Annotated in this window: 16 protein-coding genes; 9 read left to right on the top strand and 7 right to left on the bottom strand. The window is 39.5% G+C overall.

Features of this window, described 5'->3' with window-relative positions; genetic code table 11:
• The first annotated feature begins 18 nt into the window (after positions 1-18).
• The 6 genes from AC21OH_RS01085 (at position 19) to pgsA (ending at position 5,214) form a co-directional block, all read left to right on the top strand.
• Positions 19-441, top strand: a complete 423-nt coding sequence (locus AC21OH_RS01085) for a hypothetical protein (RefSeq protein WP_487369759.1) — start codon at positions 19-21, stop codon at positions 439-441.
• Positions 442-830: 389 nt separating this feature from the next.
• Positions 831-1,517 carry a YidB family protein gene (locus AC21OH_RS01090; RefSeq protein WP_486534537.1) on the top strand — a complete coding sequence of 229 codons (687 nt, stop codon included), beginning with the start codon at positions 831-833 and terminating at the stop codon, positions 1,515-1,517.
• Positions 1,518-1,794: 277 nt separating this feature from the next.
• A complete protein-coding gene (gene tsaB, locus AC21OH_RS01095) occupies positions 1,795-2,490 on the top strand; it encodes a tRNA (adenosine(37)-N6)-threonylcarbamoyltransferase complex dimerization subunit type 1 TsaB (RefSeq protein WP_487369760.1) in 696 nt (231 codons plus the stop codon).
• A 58-nt stretch (positions 2,491-2,548) separates the two neighbouring features.
• Complete coding sequence (locus AC21OH_RS01100) at positions 2,549-3,400, top strand: undecaprenyl-diphosphate phosphatase (RefSeq protein ID WP_487369761.1); 852 nt, start codon at positions 2,549-2,551, stop codon at positions 3,398-3,400.
• Between the two features lie 33 nt (positions 3,401-3,433).
• Complete coding sequence (locus tag AC21OH_RS01105; RefSeq protein ID WP_487369762.1) at positions 3,434-4,306, top strand: class I SAM-dependent methyltransferase; 873 nt, start codon at positions 3,434-3,436, stop codon at positions 4,304-4,306.
• Between the two features lie 245 nt (positions 4,307-4,551).
• The gene (gene pgsA / locus AC21OH_RS01110; RefSeq protein ID WP_487369764.1) at positions 4,552-5,214 is read left to right on the top strand and encodes a CDP-diacylglycerol--glycerol-3-phosphate 3-phosphatidyltransferase; all 663 of its coding nucleotides are present in this window, start codon (positions 4,552-4,554) and stop codon (positions 5,212-5,214) included.
• 471 nt (positions 5,215-5,685) lie between these two features.
• On the opposite strand, the gene AC21OH_RS01115 is transcribed toward pgsA, so the two are convergent.
• Positions 5,686-6,183 carry a pyridoxamine 5'-phosphate oxidase family protein gene (locus tag AC21OH_RS01115; RefSeq protein ID WP_487369765.1) on the bottom strand — a complete coding sequence of 166 codons (498 nt, stop codon included), beginning with the start codon at positions 6,181-6,183 and terminating at the stop codon, positions 5,686-5,688.
• Between the two features lie 339 nt (positions 6,184-6,522).
• Here AC21OH_RS01115 and purL point away from each other — a divergent pair, with 339 nt between their 5' ends.
• Together purL and AC21OH_RS01125 are read left to right on the top strand one after the other, a co-directional pair.
• On the top strand, positions 6,523-10,569 hold the full coding sequence (purL, locus tag AC21OH_RS01120; RefSeq protein WP_487369766.1) for a phosphoribosylformylglycinamidine synthase: 4,047 nt from the start codon (positions 6,523-6,525) through the stop codon (positions 10,567-10,569).
• Between the two features lie 422 nt (positions 10,570-10,991).
• Positions 10,992-11,786 carry a M48 family metallopeptidase gene (locus AC21OH_RS01125; RefSeq protein ID WP_487371129.1) on the top strand — a complete coding sequence of 265 codons (795 nt, stop codon included), beginning with the start codon at positions 10,992-10,994 and terminating at the stop codon, positions 11,784-11,786.
• Between the two features lie 117 nt (positions 11,787-11,903).
• Here the strand turns inward: AC21OH_RS01125 and AC21OH_RS01130 are convergent, their stop codons facing one another.
• Positions 11,904-12,815: an N-acetylmuramoyl-L-alanine amidase gene (locus AC21OH_RS01130; protein ID WP_487371130.1), complete on the bottom strand. Its 912-nt coding sequence runs from the start codon at positions 12,813-12,815 to the stop codon at positions 11,904-11,906.
• 626 nt (positions 12,816-13,441) lie between these two features.
• Here AC21OH_RS01130 and AC21OH_RS01135 point away from each other — a divergent pair.
• On the top strand, positions 13,442-13,891 hold the full coding sequence (locus AC21OH_RS01135; RefSeq protein ID WP_487371131.1) for a DUF2147 domain-containing protein: 450 nt from the start codon (positions 13,442-13,444) through the stop codon (positions 13,889-13,891).
• Between the two features lie 454 nt (positions 13,892-14,345).
• On the opposite strand, the gene AC21OH_RS01140 is transcribed toward AC21OH_RS01135, so the two are convergent.
• From AC21OH_RS01140 to dapC, 5 genes are all read right to left on the bottom strand, one after another.
• A complete protein-coding gene (locus tag AC21OH_RS01140) occupies positions 14,346-14,888 on the bottom strand; it encodes a DUF421 domain-containing protein (RefSeq protein WP_486534527.1) in 543 nt (180 codons plus the stop codon).
• 83 nt (positions 14,889-14,971) lie between these two features.
• Entirely contained in the window at positions 14,972-17,047 is a 2,076-nt protein-coding gene (locus AC21OH_RS01145) for a D-alanyl-D-alanine carboxypeptidase/D-alanyl-D-alanine-endopeptidase (protein WP_487371132.1), read from the bottom strand.
• A gap of 383 nt (positions 17,048-17,430) precedes the next feature.
• Complete coding sequence (locus tag AC21OH_RS01150; protein ID WP_487371133.1) at positions 17,431-18,039, bottom strand: 3'-5' exonuclease; 609 nt, start codon at positions 18,037-18,039, stop codon at positions 17,431-17,433.
• 1 nt (position 18,040) lies between these two features.
• Positions 18,041-20,026, bottom strand: a complete 1,986-nt coding sequence (locus AC21OH_RS01155) for a DUF294 nucleotidyltransferase-like domain-containing protein (RefSeq protein WP_487371134.1) — start codon at positions 20,024-20,026, stop codon at positions 18,041-18,043.
• Between the two features lie 264 nt (positions 20,027-20,290).
• Complete coding sequence (gene dapC, locus AC21OH_RS01160) at positions 20,291-21,577, bottom strand: succinyldiaminopimelate transaminase (protein ID WP_487371135.1); 1,287 nt, start codon at positions 21,575-21,577, stop codon at positions 20,291-20,293.
• Between the last annotated feature and the right edge of the window lie 166 nt (positions 21,578-21,743).

The following is a 21,743-nucleotide window of genomic DNA, read 5'->3' on the forward strand; positions in this document are numbered from 1 at the left end:
AGTTTATGTTTGTTGCCAATGAATACTATAGATGCCAAAGTATATCCTCAGAGCCGAATGGTTAAATATTATAGTATTGGCTATTTATTTATAGTCAATGTTATGGGTATGGTCATAACTGGCACATGGTGGGTAGGAGCAATACTGCTTATATTTAGTGTTATCACTTATATGATGATTAAAAAACCTGCGATGCCGATTTTGCACATTACTAGTCCTAATGTGGATAACTTTGAAAGCAAATGGCAAATACTGTTCAGCGGCCGTAATAAAAAAGAATTGTGGGAGATGGAGCTTACTGATATTAAAGGCTTCGGCAATTTTATTCAGTTAAAGTTCAACGTTGTCCATCCGATGCCGTCAAAAAAGACGATAGTTCTGTGGCGAGATCAAGTCAATAATGAGTCGTGGCGCAGACTACAGGTGTTAAGCCGTTGGTAAGCTAGCTTTATTAAAGTGCATTAGTTATAAGTTGAGTTCTAACTATGCAAAGTTATTAAGTTGTTAAATTCAACAAGCTTTATGAATATTGGTTTAATCTAAAGGATATGTTTGTATTAAGTAGATAATTAGCACTTATTAATGAGTTTTACTTGTGGTTTTGATATAGTTTGTTTTTGAAGTGATTTATAAATAGATATTTTTTTAAATCGATAGCTCTATAAATCGATAACTCTATAAATAAATAACTGTATAAATAGATAACAAGTAAAGCAAACTAAAAGAAGATATCTGCCTCACTAATTAGATGCGCAAATTGATTAGATGTTTACAGCAGATATGATCATATCGTTTGTTAGACCTATTTAAAATAAAACCAAGGAGAAATCATGAGCCTATTAGGAAACTTAATTACCCAGGTTGCACGTCAAGCAATGGATCCAGAAGACGCCAGACGCAATCCTATTAATCAGCGTACTACTGGTAGTCAATCAGGCGGGCTGGGCAGTATATTAGGAAGTGTGCTTGGCGGCGGCGCTCAAACCAATACACGTGGCGCAAGTAATGGCTTTGGCATGGACGATGTGCTTGGAGGTATGATGAATAGCCAAATGGGTGGCAATAGTGCGGGTGGACTTGGGTCTATCCTAGGTAGTGTGCTCGGTGGTTCAGGCGGTATGAGCCGTTCGGGTATGGGCGGCGGCAAAGGTATGCTGGTTGCCGCACTGATGCCCATGGTATTAAGCTGGATACAGCGCAACGGCGGATTATCAGGTGCATTATCAAAGATTCAAGGTATGGGTCATAGCAATCAAGTACAATCTTGGATGAGTACCAATCAGCAAAATGAAAATTTAGATCCAAACGAAGTTAATCGCTTATTTGATAGTCACGAAATTCAGCAAGTTGCTCAGCAAACTGGCGCGGATGAAGCAGAAGTTCGTCAAGGCATCTCAGAATTATTACCAGAAGTATTCAATCAATTAACGCCAACAGGTGGTTTGGATAAAGAACAAGAAGCTAATTCTGAAATTAATGAAATTTTAAGCCAAATTTCAGCAAACTTACCCAGATAGTTTTATTGATTGGTTATTTATAACTGTATGAATACCAATAAATTTAAGTAGCTCTTAGTTTTACACGTTGTTTATTCTATATATTCTTTGATTGAACAGCGTCATACCAGATAACTTACATTAAGTTATCTGGTATTTTTCAATTAAATGGTTATATTATCCAGAGACAAACCCTTATTGCGAAATAATACACGCGATAAGAAATACTTAAAATGAAACACTTAAAACAGATACTAAAAACTGATACTAAAAAAGAGATACTTAAAAAGAGACGCTTATGTTTTTGGCCGTAGATACCGTTTTTGATCAATGCTCTGTAGCGGCAGTTTCAAAAGAGCTGACTGTTTTAAGCTGTCATACTAAAGTAGGTAAACGTGAGCAAACGAAGCAAATTTTGCCAATGATTGACATAGTAATGCAGCAAGCGGATATAAAGCTTAATGACTTAACAGCGCTTATTTTTAATCGCGGGCCAGGACCGTTTAGTGGTATTCGTATAAATACCGCTGTTATTCAAGCCCTTTCTGTTGCTCATGATTTGCCCTGTGTCGGTGTGTCTAGTCTTGCGGCAATTGCACAGGCAGCACATAGCAAATATGATTTTACCCATGTTTATACTGCGTTAGATGCTCGTATGAAGCAGGTCTACTTTGGTCAATATGAGTTTACTGAGTATAATGCGAATGGTGTCGATATGGGAGTGATGACGCTTGTAGAGGGTACAGAGGAGTCACTCTTAGATTATGATAGTAAAACCAAAAGCTCGATACCCATCCTTGGTAATGGGGCAGAACTGTTAGTAGCTCAAGAGAGTCAAAAAGTTGCATCTGATATCACACCCACTGCCGTCGATATTGCAAGACTAGGAATTAGACAATTCTTTGATATTGGCGGCGTGCCAGCAGCAGAAGCCCTCCCTGTTTATTTACGTAATAATGCATGGAAGACGTTAAAGGAACAAGGTAAGGCTTAGATCAATCCAAAAGCGTTAATCTATCGATAAATTGACCTAATATAAGTGAGTAAGAATTTTGGATTTATTACTAATATTGCAAGCAATCATCATGGGTATTGTTGAAGGTATTACCGAATTTCTACCCATATCTAGTACCGGATATTTGATATTATCTGCGGACTTAATGAACTTTTGGACCAAAGAAAAGGCCGATCTTTTTATTGTTGTGATTCAGCTAGGGGCTATTTTAGCGGTAATCTATGAGTACTGGGGGCGTCTATGGCATGCTCTAATGGGTTTGTTAACTGGTAAATCTGAAGGGCCAAACGCCCTTAAAAATCCACGTCAACTAGGTCTAAGTCTCATAGTAGCTACTATTCCAGTAATGATTGTTGGCTTTACCATGGCCGATCAGATCAAACAATATTTATTTAACCCTTATACTGTAGCCATAATGCTTATATTGGGAGGATTGCTAATCTTCTATGTTGAGCGTAAACCTATTCCTGTAGTAGCAGAAGAGGCTGAAGAGGTGGGTTTAAAAACGGCGTTAATGGTTGGGTTATTTCAATGTTTGGCGCTAATTCCTGGAACATCGCGGTCGGGTTCAACTATCATTGGGGCATTGTGGTTAGGGGTTTCTCGCAAAGCTGCCGCAGAGTTTTCTTTCTTCTTAGGGATTCCCGTTATTATCGGTGCAGGCTTATTGGACTTTATAAAGCATAAAGAAGCTTTAACTACGTCTGAAGACTGGATAGTACTAGGTGTCGGCATTCTAGTTTCTTTTGTAGTTGCTTTAGTCTGTATTCGTTGGTTAGTAGACTGGGTGAGTCGTAGGGACTTTACGATTTTTGCTTGGTTACGGATTATTACTGGAGTAATTGTACTATTTGTAGCTTGGTTATTTGGATATACCATTCAAGGTTAATAATGTAAAACTAGAAGAGGTTAAAAGGTAGCGATGATCGATATAGGTTATGACAATAAGATCACTCTTATTTATCCAGCCGCTATCTGCGATCATGCAGACTTAAGTATCGAATTATTACGGCATTTTTGTGAAAACTTAAAACTGCCATTGATTATTCAAGATAAAGTCATAGAGCAAAAACTAACTCAAAAAGTTCGTAAACAAATTAGTGAAACCCATGACGAGCCTGTGTTTATTATAGATGAAAAGTTACAGTTGTCTTTATTGACCGAGCAAATCAGCGTATCGCCAGAATGGAAAAGTTTACAGCGACGAGTAGTTAATGCCGGACGAAAATCTGAGATGCTATTGCAAGCCTGTAAATTAACTGCTGAAAGTCTTGTATTAGATGCTACTGCAGGGTTTGGTCATGATAGTTTGATATTAGCGAGTACAGGCGCTAAAGTCACCATGTTAGAACGCGATCCTAGGATGGTTTTACTGTTAAATTATGAGCAACACGTTATGTCGGAGCAAAAAAACTGGACAAAACTTATGTCTAGACTGCACATTATCTATAGTGATGCAGTGCAATATATGACTGCTGATAAGTCTAGTTTAGTACAATCGCTTGTGAATTTTGATGTGGTTTATTTAGACCCGATGTTTCCACAAGATAGTTATGAAAATACTACCACTGGTAAAGGTGCCAAGGTAGGTAAACACATGCAAGCATTGCATAATATTGCAGTTACTCCTACTAAAGACGAAGAAGATAAGTTATTAAAACACTCATTAAATAGTGTGGTCAAAGGAGGACGAGTAGTGGTTAAGCGTCCTATAAATGCTTCTTTATTTGCCGGCAGTCAACCCAGTGAAACTTGGAGTAATAATGTGCTCCGCTTCGATGCTTATTTTAAATAAGTAACTTGTTTAAATAAGTGACTAGTTTAAATAAGTGACTAGTTAAAATAAGTTACTAAAATGGCTAGTCAAAGATTAAATTTATGACTCAAATCTTTAAATTTTGATAGTAAAGTGCTGTTTTCCATAAACAGTATTAGGGCTTACTTAAATTTTATATAAATGCTAAGCTAACTGAAATTATTGTCCTAAATACACACCGTTTTATATGCGTTCTTTCAACAATAAGCAACTCTAACTCAATCATGACTCAATCTACCTTAAAGTCCAATAAAGATAATAGCATCTTTAATTTACCGAACAATCTAACCATTGCTCGAATTTTGATGATTCCGTTGTTTGTTGCCATTGCCTACTGGCCTCCCGCACTAGGTATAGGCGTTCCCATGATTTCAGATAACGCCATTGCAAATATAGGCATGAACATGGATGCGTTTAGCGATAGTATGATACGTCATCTTATTTTGACCTTGTTGTTTGTTTTGGCTGCAATTACAGATTGGTTAGATGGCTATTTGGCACGTAAAATGAATATTGTGTCTGCATTTGGACGCTTTTTAGACCCCGTCGCTGATAAGCTGATGGTCGCTGCTGCGTTAATTATATTAGTACAATGGCATCCAAACATCATTATGGCGATAGCAGCTATAGTTATTATTTCTCGTGAAATTGCAGTATCAGCGCTGCGGGAATGGATGGCAGAGCTTGGCGCACGTACCAGTGTGGCTGTATCATTCGTAGGAAAGCTCAAGACTACTTTTCAAATGGTGGCGATTACTGTATTACTTTTAAATGTTGAGTCCCTAGAGATCTTAGGCTACATACTTATGATTGCTGCAGTGATACTAACCCTATGGTCGATGATGATTTATCTAAAAGCAGCTTGGCCACATTTAAAGGAAAATTAGTATAAAGTTTATATTTAATTTCTACGAGTTTTTGATAAGTGCATCTATTATTTTCGATTTATTAATTAGGGTCTGTTGAACATTCAAATATTAGGACTGCTTATAGCTAAAATTGTTCCAAACTAGGCATAAACCGACGATAATGTCTAGACCTTAGCTAGGTTTATAACAACGTTTGGGGCAATTTTAGCATCAGCCCTACGGGGCGGGTCTATTTTTTGTCAATATATTGTGAAATTTTCTAACTTAGAATAACTAAGTGTCTAAAATTCCCCTGCATATTGCCTAAAAAATAACCGCCGCCAGTTCCATATTTGAATGTTCAACAGACCCTATTACTTTTATAACAAATTTGGTTATTCTTTAACTAAAAAAAGCGCTCAAATCTTTAATAGATTAGAGCGCTTAAAGTAGGTTATTTAGAGATAGATTATTTAGATATAGATTATTTTAAATATTTACTACATCCGATTAGTCAAAGTCTACCGTACCATTATTGCCGATATCTTCAGCGGTTTTACCGTCTTGGACCATAGCGCTTACCATCTTAAAGGCATTAATCACTGAGCTACCGCTAGTCCAGAATTCAGCACCGCGTGGTATAACTTTAATTAACTGTACATCTTCATCTTCTTTTCCCTGCTCAAAGAATGAGTTGTAGATAGGTGACCATAGCTCCTCTAGCTTTTGTTTATCTTCAACTAACTCTACATCACCAGTTATAGATACAAAGTTCTTTTCGTCAGGCGTAGCATAGGACAATCCAACATTTTTGTTGGTTTTTATATCGCCGACGATATCAGACGACTTATCACCGATGAACCAAATAACTTGGTTTTCCAAATCTGCTTTAGTAGTAGTCATAGGCCAAGCGTGAACATCACCTTTAGCATTCACAGTACTAAACATAGCGTACTTAACGTTGTCGATAATTTTTTTAATAGTATCAATATTATCTTGCTTACTCATATATAAATCCTTTACTTAATGGTTTTGAGTTGATGATAAGCCAAAAGTTATTCGATTTATTTAAATAAATTTATTGGCTAGATTGTATGCCGATTTAAGTGTAGATAAATACTATGACATTTCGTAGTTAAAGCACGTAATACGATGTTAGGCTTTGTAAAATAATATTGCTTTGAGTAATTCTAAATCCTTAAATGAATTAGAAATTGTTATCGGTTCTTTAGCCGTTGTCGGTCACTTCTTGTTATAATAAGCTTTTAATAATAGTGACTTAAATAGACAGTAACTTAAATAGACAGTGACTTTACAAATTGTGCTTATAATTACGGAAATTGCCTTATGATGATCCTCGCCGGACACCGTTTTTTAACCGACTTTCAAACCAAACAACTGATTGATCAGTTAAATAACCAAACGTCATTGAGAATATCAAGTATAGATACCCAGCAAATTTATGTCTTATCGCGTGAATTAAACGAAACCGAGCATAAAAAAGCCTTAGATTTATTAAATCATGGTACTGAAGTGAAACGAATGGAGGCAGCTGCTGGACAAAGCCAAGTTATTGTTAGCCCTAGATTTGGTACAATTTCACCTTGGTCTAGTAAAGCAACAGATATCTTTAATAATTGTGAGCTTAAGGTTGAACGGGTCGAGCGAGTCATTGTCTTTACCTTATCTGGCGACAATTTACCTAACGTTGCATCAGACAAACTTCCAAAACAAGCCGAACAAATATTGCATGACCGCATGACTCAAAGTTTAGTTTACGACTTTGCAAAACTTGAGCAGTTATTTGATGATCATAGTCCAGTTCGATTAAACCAAATTGATGTTATCGGTAAAGGCCGTAGTGCGCTAGAAGCAGCTAACCAAGAGTTTGGTTTTGCTTTATCAAGTCAAGATATTGACTACTTAATGGATGCGTATACCAATCCTGAAGGTGAATTAAATCGCAATCCAACCGATGTTGAATTAATGATGTTTGCTCAAGCAAATTCTGAGCATTGTCGCCATAAAATCTTTAATTCAGAATGGACCATTGACGGTGAAGTGCAACCGAAATCATTGTTCAAAATGATTCGTAACACGCATGAGAAAAATCCTCAAGGAATCCTGTCGGCTTATAAAGACAACGCAGCGGTTATGCAAGGCTTTAAAGCCCAGCGTTTTTATCCGTTACCTACCGTACAAATGGGCAGGTCGTTAGGTGAAGATGCTTTATCTACCGAGATGCATCAGTACAACTTTCATAACGAAAACATCGATATATTAATGAAAGTGGAAACTCATAATCATCCGACGGCCATTGCACCATACGCAGGTGCTTCAACCGGTGCAGGTGGTGAGATACGAGATGAAGGCGCTACTGGTCGCGGAGGCAAACCTAAAGCAGGTTTAACTGGTTTTAACGTCTCCCATCTACACCTACCTGATCTACCAGAGAAGTGGGAGCAGTCCGGTAAGGTAAATAGTAAAGACTATGGTAAGCCCGATCGTATGGCTTCAAGCTTAGAGATAATGACCGAAGCCCCTTTAGGTTCGGCCAATTTCTCAAACGAATTTGGGCGTCCTAACATTTGTGGTTACTTCCGTTCTTTCCAATTAGATACCAGTAAAGATCAAGATGGCAGCCAGATGCGAGGCTACCATAAGCCAATGATGATTGCAGGCGGTTACGGTAATATTAAACGCAACTTAGTAGAAAAAAACAGTATCCAAGAAGGTGACTTGTTAATCGTACTGGGTGGTCCTGCGATGCAAATTGGTCTGGGCGGCGGCGCAGCATCTTCTGTTGATAGTGGTGAGCTGGATGAAGGTTTAGACTTTGCTTCGGTTCAGCGAGACAATGCTGAGATGGAACGTCGCTGTCAGGAAGTTATTGACCACTGTTGGTCTCTGGCTGGTGATGATATAGGAGCCAGTAATTCAGGTAAGGATGGCAATCCAATTGTTTCTATTCATGATGTGGGTGCAGGCGGCTTGTCTAATGCCATGCCAGAGCTTGTCGATGATCATGATATGGGCGCGCATTTAAATCTACGCCGCATACCTTCTCTCGAAGCGGGCATGTCGCCTATGGCCATTTGGTCTAATGAAGCACAAGAACGCTATGTATTGGCGATTCACCCTGATAGCGAAGCAATGTTTGATCATATTTGCAAACGTGAACGCTGCCCATACGCCATTTTAGGCACAGCCACTACCGTTCGTCATCTACAGGTAGACGATGACTTACTAGAAGATCAGCCAGTAGATATGCCTATGCAAGTTTTGCTTGGAGGTACTCCGCAAATGAAGCGTTCGTTTGAACGTGAAACTGTCGAATTACCACCGTTAGATCTAGCAGGTTTGGGTGAAAGCTTTAATTTAAAACAAGCGGTGCATGATGTTCTGCGCCATCCAACAGTAGCTAGTAAGTCATTCTTAATTAGTATTGGTGACCGTTCTATCACCGGTATGGTTACTCAAGATCAGTATGTAGGTCGTTATCAAGTACCTGTCGCAGACTGTGCTGTGACCAGTTCAGGTCTGTTGGCAGATACCGGTGAAGCCATGAGCATGGGGGAGCGTCCTCCCGTAGCGTTAATAAACCCTGCTGCTTCAGCACGTTTAGCAGTCGCTGAAGCCATTACCAATATTGCGGGTGCTCGTATTGATAAGATTTCAGACATCACCTTGTCCGCAAACTGGATGGCCGCTTGCGGTGAAGACAAAGAAGATGCCGCTTTATTTGATGCAGTATATGCTATCGGTGAAGAGCTGTGCCCAGCCTTAGGTATCGCTATCCCAGTTGGCAAAGATTCGTTATCTATGCGAGCTGGCTGGACCGATGAGGGAGAAGAAAAATCTGTCGTGAGCCCAATGAGTCTGGTGATTACTGCTTTTGCCCCAGTCACTGATGTCAACAAGACGTTGACGCCAGAGCTAAAAAATACCGATTCTGCCTTATACCGATTAGATTTATCAAACGGTCAGTTCCGATTGGGCGGTTCAATACTAGCGCAAACCCAAAGTCAGCTTGGCAACGAATGCCCAGACTTGGCCAGTCCTCAAGACTTAATTAACTTCTTTAATTTTGTCCAAGCAGGTAACGAACAAGGTGTTATCAGTGCTTATCATGATATTGGTGATGGTGGGTTATTAGCGACGGTTGCTGAAATGCAGTTTACCAATCGTATGGCGATAAATCTAAACTTAACTGATGAAAACCTTTTAGGCCAGCTATTTGCCGAAGAGCTTGGCGCTGTGATTCAGGTATTGCCAGAAAATGTTGAAGCGATCATGGCACTTTCAGAAGAGCATAACGTTGCTGATATGCTAAGCCTAGTGGGTCAAACTATTGAGACACCAGTAGGGGGCGCAAACCAAGACAAATTAACCCTAATTACTCCATTGCATCAAGCTGACAACGCATTTGTATTTAACCGCAGCGACTTACAGCAAACATGGACTCAAGTTAGCTATCAAATTGCCAAACGTCGAGATAATCCAGAATGTGTACAGCAAGAGTTTGACTTAATCGCGGATCCAAACCATCACGGTTTAATCGCTCAAGCCCACTTTGACTTAAATCAAAAAGTAGAAGAGCCGTATTTAGCAAGCCGTCCTACGAAGCCAAAAGTAGCTATCTTGCGTGAACAAGGGGTAAATGGTCAGTTAGAGATGGCAGCAGGTTTTGAGCGTGCGGGGTTTGATGCGGTAGACGTACATATGAGCGATTTGCTTGAAGGTCGTATAGATCTACGTGATTTCAGTGGCTTAGTCGCTTGTGGAGGTTTTAGTTATGGGGATGTCTTAGGCGCAGGTTCTGGTTGGGCCAACTCTATTTTATATCATGATGATGTACGTATGCAGTTTGTACGTTTCTTCACCCGTCCCGATACCTTTAGCTTAGGCGTGTGTAATGGGTGTCAGATGATGGCGCAATTAAAAGACTTAATACCAGGGGCGGAGAACTTCCCACGCTTTGTCTCCAATAAGTCAGCTCGCTTTGAAGCGCGTAGTGTGAATGTCAAGATTGAGCGTACCAAATCTATCTTATTAAAAGGGATGCAAGACAGTATTTTACCAATTGCGGTAGCGCATGGCGAGGGTCTAGCAACTTTAAATGAGACAGATATCGAAGGCATGTTTAATCATGGTCAAGTAGCGATGCGTTATGTAGACAGTCGGGGCAAACCTACCGAGACTTATCCATTGAATCCAAACGGATCAGTAGATGGGATAACAGGTATCTGTAGTACAGACGGTCGTGTCACACTTATGATGCCACACCCTGAACGTAACTTACGGGCCATTAATCACAGTTGGAAGCCTGAAGAATGGGATGAGGACGGTGCGTGGATGCGGATGTTCCGCAATGCTAGAGCGTTTGTTCGTTAAGCAGTTGTCTACCTTCAACGCCATTACATTGTCAATTTCACTCGATGTACAATATGTACAATGTATACATCGTCACTCGATTTCCTAGTACTGGCGTCAAATTGAACCAACTGTAGGTTGATATTAAAAGGTGAGTCACTTAGTGGCTCACTTTTTTTTAAAAGTCATGTTGTAAACTTAATTTTTATAAGTAAACTTACATTTTTAAGATTATAACTACAACTTAATTTATTGATTATTAAAATGATCTTAGTAGACTGTTAACTAATATTATGATAATTTAAAATTGGTGATAATCAATATAAAAAGTCACTTTTTTTACAAACATTATTTGGTTTTAAATTTTTTGATTACTGAAATTCGTCGTTTAAAATCAAAATCTTTCTAGTATTTAAAATAACATATACATTTAAGGACGCCTTTTGAAATTTATTAATAAAGTAAAAACGACTTCAATTATTACTACTATTATCGCCCTAGCTGGCTGTACCACAGTAGCTGATATGGCAGGATATAATACTGCTGCTTTAAATAATGATGCTGCTAGAAACTATAGTCAGGTTGTAGCGAATGCGAGTAGTCAGGGAGCTGTAGATAGAACGTCGAACACGGCTATTAGAGTTCAAAAAGTATTTGACCGTCTTAAGCCCTATGCTGAAAACGCTAACCAAACTGGCGTTCCCTTTACTTGGGAGTTGACAGTAATACGTTCTCCAGAGTTAAACGCATGGGCTATGCCTGGCGGTAAAATGGCCGTATACACAGGTATAGTGGAAAAATTGAATCTGACAGATGCTGAAATCGCTGCCATTATTGGGCATGAAATGACGCATGCTTTAGAGGAACATAGTAAAAAAGATGCAGGTCAAAACATTCTAACTGGATTGGCGATACAACTAGGTGGCGCTGCTATTCAGTCTAAGACTGGCTTGAGCTCAGAATCTATAGGTATGATTAGCAATCTTGGTATCGATAAGCCTTTCTCACGCGGTCAAGAATCAGAAGCCGATGCGGGTGGTTTACGTTTGATGGCCCAAGCTGGCTATAACCCTGCCGCTGCAGTTACGGTTTGGGAAAAAATGGAAGCAGTAAATGGGCGTACCAATGCTGTGGTTACTTTGATGTCGACGCATCCTAACTCTCAGCAACGTATCTCAAAAATTAAGGCTTTACTTCCTGAAGTAACTCCAATTTATCAAGCTGCTAATGCTAATTAGTGATTTACTTATAGGTTTATGACTTATAGGTTTATGGCTTGTAGGTTGCTTATACGCTATATGCACTATTAACGTTAAGAATTAAGTTAAATAGGGTCTGTCGCTAAGTCGCAGATCCTATTTATTTTGTATATATTTCTTATTCAACGCCTTCAAAATAGCATAAGTCTCTAAATCCATTTCTCCATCGACCTTTTGAGGTCTAAAGTGCAGTTGGAACGCATATATCACATCACGGCTAGGCTTGTCCCACGCCTCGCTATCATTAATTGCATATCCATAATCAGAGAATAGCTGCTTTATCTCGGTGACGGTCACGGATTCAAAATCTGAGCATTGCATAAAGTAACTTTTATCAATTTCATCGTACCACGCGCCAATGCCGTAATCTTTATACAACCGCTCCCAAGGAAATTTAGCCCCGGGATCAATCTTACGAGATGGCGCCATGTCTGAATGACCAATGATATGAGTAGGGTCAATCTCATATTTGGACGTTAACTGCTCAATAAGCTGAGCCAGCTTTTGAACTTGAGTATCAGTAAACTCGACAAAATGCGCTGAGGGGTGATAGCCATCATTGTCCGTATTAGTAGCATTGCGATATTGTTGTTTAATGCCCTCATTAACGATTTCTATGCCAATTGAGGTGTCGTTTAAAATACGCCTACCTGCAAACTCGCCAACACCAGCATGCCATGCCCGCTTATGGTCTGGGACTAATTGATAGATTTTATCGTCATTATTGATAGGAATAAGGTAGTGTGCGCTGACGTTTGCAGTGGTGAGTATGTGAAGGGAGTCTGCTTCATTTTCGGCGGTGTAGTGCAGGATGATGGATTTGATACGTTCGCTCTGACCTCGTGCGTGATAGCTGGTATTGTCTATAGCATAGGGTAGGGCAGTGTCTGACGCGCAGCTACTTAATAAGGACAACGTTAATAGGGGTAATGTTAATAGCGGCAATACAACGTTTACTCTTGTTACTGAAGTGGGGTATAAAGGTTTGTTCATATATTTTAAGAGCATAGGTTTCACTTTTACTGTGTAGGTTATTTTAGAGGCAGTTGTCTTCAATACATTCAAGTTTTGATTAGTGCTTTTTAATCTTAACCAAGTATTATGAAATACTAATCCATAAGGATGGTATTGTAGGAGATAGGCCTAATTGTTGCTGATAAAAATTTGAAGCTTAAACATATTTTTATCGCAGCACGTAAATATGATTTAAATAGGTGAGTTATAAATAATATTGAGTATGTATTTGATATAACTCAATTAAATCGCTCTTTTAAAAGGCTGAAATACCGAGTTGTAGGGCGTTGATTGCTTATATTAGCACTTAGATGATGGGTACTAAGTGAATTTTTAATCCCTTTTCAGCAACATTTATACCATATTGTTTCTTGAATAGAGGGGTTTAGATAATTTAATTATAAATGAACAATTTTTCGGTTTTTTTGTTCGACAAATGAAATTTTACATTGTATTATGAGTTTAATTTCATAAATAGACCTCATATAGATAGGTTATCTTATTAATTTTATTAGAATTCTACCTTAATCGATAAGCTCTTTACTATTTGTGTTAGTTATTTTTTTATAGTTCTTAATTTCATCCCTTAAATGGATTTTTTATTTTCGATAGGAGTCGATATGAAACGCTTAACTACTTTACTTGCTGCAACTGCTTTAACTGGTCTTTTATCTACTACTGCGATGGCGGCCTCACTTAACGGCACTCAGTGGCAAAGTGTTGATGATAAAACTAAAGAAAAGAAAGCTGTTATTAAAATGACGGAATCAAACGGCGTGGTAACAGGCAAAATCATTAAGGTTAATGATGCTTCTAAAGCGAATGAAGTTTGTACATTGTGTAAAGGGTCGTTAAAGAACAAGCCTATTGTTGGTTTACCAATTTTGACTAAACTTAAGTCTCAAGGTAACAATACTTGGTCTGGTGGTGATTTGGTCGATCCAGAAAGTGGTAAAGTGTACGGCGGTACGGTTAAGCTCGCTAGTAATGGTCAAACCTTGAAGCTAACTGGTAATATCAAAGGTATGCCTTTCTTGAAGCGTAGTCAAACATGGACACGCATTAACTAATTTATCGCATTAATTAATTTATCGTGTTAACTAATTTATCGCATTAATTTATAGTTTTGGTATTAGATAATAGCTATACAAGTACAGATATATATTTATTAGACAGATTAATAGCTATTAAATAAATTAAGTATTTTTTAGTGCTAAAAAAGGATAAAGACTGAGTCTTTATCCTTTATTTGTGTGTTATGTTTATATAAGGTTCTATAGTCAAATAAATCCAAAAATGGTTACAAGGCAACCGAGTATGAGTACTATTCAAGTAGGCTGTTCAAGGTTAATACCGTAACCACTTAGTAGTTCGCTTACGATATAGAGTGTGGTTTTAGCGTATGCTTTTATATGCTACGGTTTGGCAAGCTATGATTTGAAGGTTATGGTTTTAAAGGCTATGGTTTCGTTCACTATAGTTGTTTGGGCTACAAGTGACTTAGCATTTGGCATCATCAGTGTATTAGGTCAAACAATCTAACGTATCTGAGGGCTTTAAATTTCCATCCTTATCAAACCGATTGTTCAAGTCCCTCTTTGGAATCACCGTCAGCGTGGCATCACTTTCAAAAACGACTGCGGCAACATCATCATGATCGTGAATCCCCTGACCCCGTAATGCCCCTTCTATCTCTTGCTTGGTGAGCCGCTCCTGACGCATTGCTTCTGGTAAAAACTCTCCTTGATAAAAGACAACTCTAGGCTCCGATAAGATAATGGAAGCAAATTCGGTCGAGATGGAGGCATATTTTGTCACCATATATTGAAGTAGCAGCAATGTCACAATAGACGCCATACCTTCTATAACAGGCACACTTTTACCAACAATGGTGCTGCCACCGATTGCACCAATCATGACAGTAACGACCCAATCAAAATTATTGAGCTGAGAGGTCGATCGCTTCCCCGAGAGCTTGTGCAATACGACGATACACACATAGACAAACACAGACGCAATCACAATTCTAACCAGCGTCTCCCAACTGTCAAAATAAATCCTCTCCATGATCTGCTCCAAGTCGGTTCGATATAAAGCTATGTCTTCACTTTGTACAATACTATTAATATAGGCTAAGAATAACTAAAAAATTAGTGCTGCGCCGTCCAATCTAACATAGTATCTAATACATACCTAGCGTTGTAGGTATTGATCTTGTCTGAGCTGTTGATGATGCCGACTACCACATAAGTCTGACCTGACTTACCATAGACATAGCCTGCCATAGAGGTGACATTATTCAATGTACCCGTTTTTATCCAAGCCCGTCCTATCGCATTTGAATTAGGTTTTCTTTTTGCATGCTCTTTGATGGTGCCGCTCACCCCTGCGATGCCTAACGAATTAACATAGGTATAAAAATCTGGATGTGTATAAGCCGTACTTAATAGCTCAGCCAAATTATCAGCTGTAACGCTACAGTTTCGGCATAATCCTGAACCGTTGGTCATGATAGGCGGCGGCGTTTCTAGGTTATTTTGCCACCACTGATCAATAGTGCTCAAAGCATTGACATAGTTTGCAGAATTATAATTGTGAGAACTATAGTGGTTAGAGCCATACGCTGTTGGAGGTTTTTGACTGTGTTGTAGATCATCGGTTGCCTCAGCGTCTGATCTGGTCTGTGCTATTTTATTTGCATAAACAGGTAAGGATAAAGTGAGCTGCTCAGTCATGACATTATTTGAGTAATGATTGATGTCATGTATTTGTTTCGATAAAGGCAAAGAGGGGTAGCTGACAAAGGGTATCGGGAATGACGTTAATACTAAATCGTTTGTTTTAAGAGTGCCATTGTCCGTATTATCCGTTGTTTTGTCCATGTCTTTATAGGTTCCATAACGGGTTTTGAGTGGATGCTCGGTATTGATGATATCGCCTGCAACAGTGTTACTTAACCCCAAAAACTTAATGCTACCAGTCAAGGTATTGCCTAAGCTTACCCACTTTTGTTTGACAACTCGCTTGGCAAATTCTTTGGCATCTGGATAGGCAATATAAAAGGTATGCGCGCCGCAAGACTCTGGCAATGCGTTATTAAAGTGTAAGCTATCCTGACCCCATTTAGGCGATAAGGCCTGTTTGATGGTGGTACATCGGCCTGATTGACGCACATTAATAGTCTTGGGCAGGGTGTAACCCGCTAATTTGGGTTTATAAAGTAGGCGAGCTATATGTTGCTGGCTTTGGTTCGCCTCTTTATTTGGATTATCTTCATCCTCTTTATGCGGTATTGTGGTGACTTCGATACTACTAAAATTAATTAATAAACCATCTGGACTTGCGTTGTAAGGACGCAGTGGATCATTATCAAATGCCGCAGGGTCTTTGCTGATACCTTGGAATATAGAACTATCAAGGATGATATCGCCGTTAATATGCTGAATACCTGCCCGCCGAACTTGCTCTAGCATCATGCTTAAGCGCTGGTGGGTAAGCTTTGGGTCGCCACTGCCTTGAATGATTAAATCGCCATATAGCGTGTTGTTATGAATATGGCCGGTGTAAAATACGTTGGTAAACCATACAAAGTCCGGCCCTAACATATCAAGCGCTACAAAGGTCGGTATAAGCTTCATAGTGCTGGCTGGCGTGCGAGGCACATCTACTAGGTGTCTAATTGGATACGTCAATGGATCAGTATCAAATGTATGGTTTACAGGTGCGGATTCTACGTAGGTATCGAGCGGCGCTAGGATAGTGTCGTTAGTCAAATTGTCATCTGATTCTACATCGTTGGTATTATCACTTTTTATACGGCTATTTGAGTCACTATCTACAGATTGATTTGGAGCTAAGTTGTTTGAAGCTGAGCTGCTAGAATTAGAGCTACTTGAATTAAAGCTACTTGAATCCGAGTCGTTTGAATATGAAGCATCATACGGTAGTCTGGTCTTTGCTATGGCTTTTTTTGCATGGGCTGTGTTTATAGAGACTTTTGAATCAGCAGATGCCGTATTAACATCCGCCATCGCGTCTTTATTTTCTACTGCGATAATTATCAAACTAAGATCATCTTCGCTAATATTAGCATTGTTTATAGCAGAAGCTATGGCCTCTGGAAGCTTAGCGTGAAGTGTGGAACAGGCAAGAGTAAATGGCACAAAAAAAGCCACAGTGCGAATGGCATGACATAGCGACACTGATGTTGTGGAAGGTAAGATCATAAAATTAACAGTGAATAAAAATGATGAGTAAATTAAGCAATATCTATTAATTAGATACAAGTATATAAGTCAATAGCAGCAACACTTTGCTTGTTGCTAGGACTTCGCCCTAATATTCAGTAATTTAGGTACGCCAAACCCTGCCTATTATAACGACAAACAGCCTGAATACATACTATATCAAAAAAGTATCTAAAGAATTATGTTTATACCTTTTCTGAAAAACAACCTATCTTTGTCAAACTAGCGGAACCTACTACTTGTAGCGTCTGCACTCGCTTTCCTCAATATGTTAATTTTCAGATTTGGAATTAATAGAGAATCGAGTGTTCATTTACGCCATGCGAATAGAGGAGAAGCTCAGCTCGCTGTCACAAGATGCGCTATTGTTTGAGATGTAAAAAAGCCATTGCCGTCATGACCGCATCATTATAAGCGTCATGAGCCTCTAAGTCAGGAAGCTTTAATTGCTGACAAATGGCGGTTAAATGCTGCGATTGGTGTGCCACACCTTGTGTGCGATAGCCACTATAGCGGTTGTAAAGTGTACGTATATCAAGAATGGTATTAGGTAGTGCCGTGCCCATATAGGCTTTAATGAGTGGGTTTAGAAAGCCAATATCAAGCTCTGTACAAAATCCAACGATGGGACGGTTGCCAATAAAAGGCAATAATTGATCAAGCATTTGCTCATAGCTTAAGCCATTTTCTACATCGATCGGTCTTAATCCATGAATAATTATGGTGTCTTTTTTTGGCATAACAGGCGGTCGACATATGAGATGAATACCTTGACCTGTATCAATACGTGACCCGTTAATATGTATCGCAGCTATAGACAACAGGTGATCTTTTTTAGGGTTTAGTCCGGTCATCTCACAGTCTATAGCAACCCATTCATTAGGACGAGGCGGGTCAAATATCGGCATCAACTCTGGGCGAGTCAGCCGTTTTTGATACCAGTTTGACTTTAAGCGATTAAAAAAGCGCATACTAGCCAACCTCTAAATGATAGCGCTGACTGAGCTCATTTTTAAAGCTTTTGACCACATTTAAGCATTCTTTTAGCAGATCGCGTTCTAGGGCGGATAACGTGCTCGGGTCAACTTGACGCGCAAGCTTGTCCTCAGTCGTTAGCGCAATATCTAGACGTCTAGCCATAAAGAACTCTAACGCTTCGTTTAAGGTTTCAGACCGGTTTTTGTTGATGACCCCTGCTCTTACTAATTCTTGCAAACGGCCTTTGGTGCTGGTGACCTCAAAGATGTCATTTTCAAGCGCCATCGTACGGATACCATGCACCAATGGGAAAATTCCTGCTTTTTTAAGATCAATATCTTGCGGTGCAGGCTTGCCAATTAGGGGCATAAATTTTTGCCACCACTGGTTCACATCGCCAAACTGTAACGCCGCTTTAGCAAAGTTACGAATTAACATAGGGTCTGAGTTGTGAAAAGCCAGCTGGATATGGTCTCGTAAACTGTTTAATAAACTTTCATCCCCGCATACATAAGCGGCATCGAGAATAGATGAGATCCAAATGGCGTGTTCGGGCTCGCTTTGATTAAACCAAGTCGTAATTTGGGTTTTGAATCGATTGATTGGCAAGCGCCATATCGGGTTGGTTATCATGATGTTGCCATCACAAAGCGGATAACCCATATCCGCTAAGGTATGGTTAAAAGTATGCGCGTACTCTGCCATATTAGGGTCGTTAAAACCATTGCGGATGATCAAAGCATTGTCTTGATCGGTACGCATGATCTGCTCGCCGCGCCCCTCTGAGCCCATAACGATGATACAGGAGTTCTCATATACCATATCTGGAACAATAAGACGCCATAGCTTAGCAAATACCTGAGCATTTAGGGCTTGTACAATACGGCTAATTACACTAATTTTGATACCATTTTTGTGCTGCGCGCGAATGTATTGTCCAATTAAATCTACCGGCTGCTTTAACATCTCAATGGTGCTAGCTTGTTCAATCTGAATGGTAATAAGCTGTGAATGATGACTTAAAAATGCTAGTAAATCTGTTTGACCCAGTACCCCAATGATGTCTTTATTATCATCAATGACAGGCAGCCGATGTACTCGATAACGTATCATTGCTAATAAAGCTTCGCTAATGTCTTGATCGTGTGAGATGGTATATAGATTGAATTTAGCATACTTACTACAAAGCACATCGCTCATGTCTTCGCGCGCACTAACCGCTCGGCAAATATCAGCATCGGTTAATATACCTAAATTGCCTTGCTTTGAACGGGTAGGGTGGTAATCGACAGTAGGCTCGCGTTTTACTAAGACGTGTTTTAATCCCGCTTGGGTCATGGTGCTTGCCGCTTCATATAAGCTTGCTGCGTCAGATATGATATGCACATCGAGCATGTTTATGGCGGTAACGGGCTGCAGCATAAGCTGCTGCGATTCGGCTTGAGCCGAGCTCAAACTCTTATCAGAATGTGCTGAACCTGACTGTGTAGATGCACTTTGAGCGCCTACGCCGCGCTGCTTGTAGGCTTGCATTCTATCGGTAAGGTCATCACTGAGCAGGTTTCTAATATGACGATTTTGGGAGGAGAGTCTATCTATGGCTACTGGATTGACTTGTAATAATAAGCTGTCTTCAAGTGCCAGATAGTGATAAGTGTTATTAGAAGTGCCATCAGTTAAAAAAGAGCTTTCGGCCAGACCGTTATGTTCGTTATAAGTTTGAGTAGCGGGCTTGGCAGGAGATTTGCGAGCATCAAACCAATCGTTGCTATATGCAGTCGCAGCATAGTCGCTAAGCTCAACTTCATTGAGGCTTTTTTGAATACGGCCTTTTAAAACCACGTAGAAATACTGACACTCATCCAAGCTCAACGGATCATCTTTGGCGACATATAGTATTTGAGTTTGATTTTTTAAGCTTTCACGTTCAGCGGGTGTTAATACATCAAACGGTGGCTGCTTAAAGTCTAACCTATTCATAAACCACTCCTTGGTTCATTGGTCCCACACACAATATAGCGATTATAGTGTTATTTCACATTGTTTCTAGCTTATCACTTTATCATTGAGGATTTCACAATACTCTTCTATATGAATATATAGTATGCAAGCTTGATTGGGTCATCGATGAATACATTATCACTTAGCAGTTAGAGATTATAGAAATTAAAGCTTAGCATTTTATTTATATAAGTTATTCTTGATTATGTGCCCTTAACCGCGCCTATCGGCGTCAAATAGTATTTATAGCTGCAACAATTTTTTTATACGTTTTATGGCTTCTCGGCTTTCATCTACACTCGCAACTAATGCCAAACGTACAAATCCTTTACCCGGGTTAAAGCCATCGACTTCACGTGATAAATAGCGTCCTGCCAGTGCATTTATATTCAGCTCTTCATATAGAGCTTTGACGAAGGCTTCATCGTCAGGTTCGCCTTGGCTGTCTGTAAACATACTAGGCGCTTGAACCCATAAATAAAAGCCTGCATCAGGTTTGGTTAAGTTTAAGGCATCCCCAAGCTCGTTCATCCACAAATCAAATTTTTGTGCATATAGCTCACGGTTATGCGCAACATGTTCTTCATCTTCCCACGCAGAAATTGACGCGAGCTGATGATGAATGGACATGGCGCAGCCTTGATACGTGCGATATTGTAAATAGGGCTTTAATAGACTGGCGTCACCGGCAATAAACCCTGAGCGTAACCCTGGTAAATTCGAGCGTTTTGATAACGAGTGAAACACCACGCAGTTTTTATAATCATGTCGACCCATATTAGCGCACGCTTCAAGTAAACCAACAGGCGGCTGTTCAAAATACAATTCGCTATAGCACTCATCACTTGCGATAATAAAATCATGCTGATCAGATAAAGCTATCAAAGATTGCCAATCTGATTCAGTCATTACTGCACCCGTTGGATTGTTAGGGCTACAGACAAAAACCACTTGGGTACGATCCAAAATATCACCAGGTATAGAAAGATAGTCGCCTTTGAAACTGTTTTGTTTGGTACAAGGAATAAAGTAAGGTTGAGCCCCTGCCAGTAAGCATGCTCCTTCATATATTTGATAAAAAGGATTGGGCATGACAACTACTGGTTCAGATTCTATGGATTTAGATTTTGTAGACTGTAAAACGTTATCTACTTCTGAGTCTGTATTTTCATGACTTAAATCGAAAGAACTTGTATCAATAGCTGATTGAACAAAACTAAAAATGGCTTCACGCGTTCCCATCACTGGGATAATCTGGCTGTCTGGATTGATAGTATTTAGATGAAAACGACGGGTTAACCACGCAGCTATTGATTGACGCAGCTCAGGTAAACCATTGGTCGTGGGATAATTCTGCACTTTTAGCAAATTATCAGCAAGTGTTTCTATTACGAAACTTGGCGGCGCGTGTTTTGGCTCACCTATACCCAGTTTTATGACCTCATACACTTTAGTAGGCGTTGAGTCGGCTAATAATTTGCTCATTTTGGCAAAGGGGTAGGGGTGTAATAAGTCTAACTTTGAGTTCATGCTAAGCCTACTTTATTCGTTTGGGGTAATTCTAGACCGCCCCTAATTGTATTGAACTAAATGTCTAATACTATCTATTTAATTATGAATAAATAGTACTAAACAGCTTTAAATAAATAGATGATAGTAATTATGATAATAACTTATTTATCACTAATCTTGTGCT

The sequence above is a fragment of the Psychrobacter sp. CX10 genome (assembly GCF_057621575.2).

Bases quoted from the DNA above. Each gene is read 5' to 3' on its own strand.
- AC21OH_RS01115 (WP_487369765.1), bottom strand. From the start codon at position 6,183: ATGAGTAAGCAAGATAATATTGATACTATTAAAAAAATTATCGACAAC.
- AC21OH_RS01135 (WP_487371131.1), top strand. From the start codon at position 13,442: ATGAAACGCTTAACTACTTTACTTGCTGCAACTGCTTTAACTGGTCTT.
- AC21OH_RS01130 (WP_487371130.1), bottom strand. From the start codon at position 12,815: ATGCTCTTAAAATATATGAACAAACCTTTATACCCCACTTCAGTAACA.
- AC21OH_RS01145 (WP_487371132.1), bottom strand. From the start codon at position 17,047: ATGATCTTACCTTCCACAACATCAGTGTCGCTATGTCATGCCATTCGC.
- tsaB (WP_487369760.1), top strand. From the start codon at position 1,795: ATGTTTTTGGCCGTAGATACCGTTTTTGATCAATGCTCTGTAGCGGCA.
- AC21OH_RS01140 (WP_486534527.1), bottom strand. From the start codon at position 14,888: ATGGAGAGGATTTATTTTGACAGTTGGGAGACGCTGGTTAGAATTGTG.
- dapC (WP_487371135.1), bottom strand. From the start codon at position 21,577: ATGAACTCAAAGTTAGACTTATTACACCCCTACCCCTTTGCCAAAATG.
- purL (WP_487369766.1), top strand. From the start codon at position 6,523: ATGATGATCCTCGCCGGACACCGTTTTTTAACCGACTTTCAAACCAAA.
- AC21OH_RS01085 (WP_487369759.1), top strand. From the start codon at position 19: ATGAATACTATAGATGCCAAAGTATATCCTCAGAGCCGAATGGTTAAA.
- pgsA (WP_487369764.1), top strand. From the start codon at position 4,552: ATGACTCAATCTACCTTAAAGTCCAATAAAGATAATAGCATCTTTAAT.
- AC21OH_RS01155 (WP_487371134.1), bottom strand. From the start codon at position 20,026: ATGAATAGGTTAGACTTTAAGCAGCCACCGTTTGATGTATTAACACCC.
- AC21OH_RS01090 (WP_486534537.1), top strand. From the start codon at position 831: ATGAGCCTATTAGGAAACTTAATTACCCAGGTTGCACGTCAAGCAATG.
- AC21OH_RS01150 (WP_487371133.1), bottom strand. From the start codon at position 18,039: ATGCGCTTTTTTAATCGCTTAAAGTCAAACTGGTATCAAAAACGGCTG.
- AC21OH_RS01105 (WP_487369762.1), top strand. From the start codon at position 3,434: ATGATCGATATAGGTTATGACAATAAGATCACTCTTATTTATCCAGCC.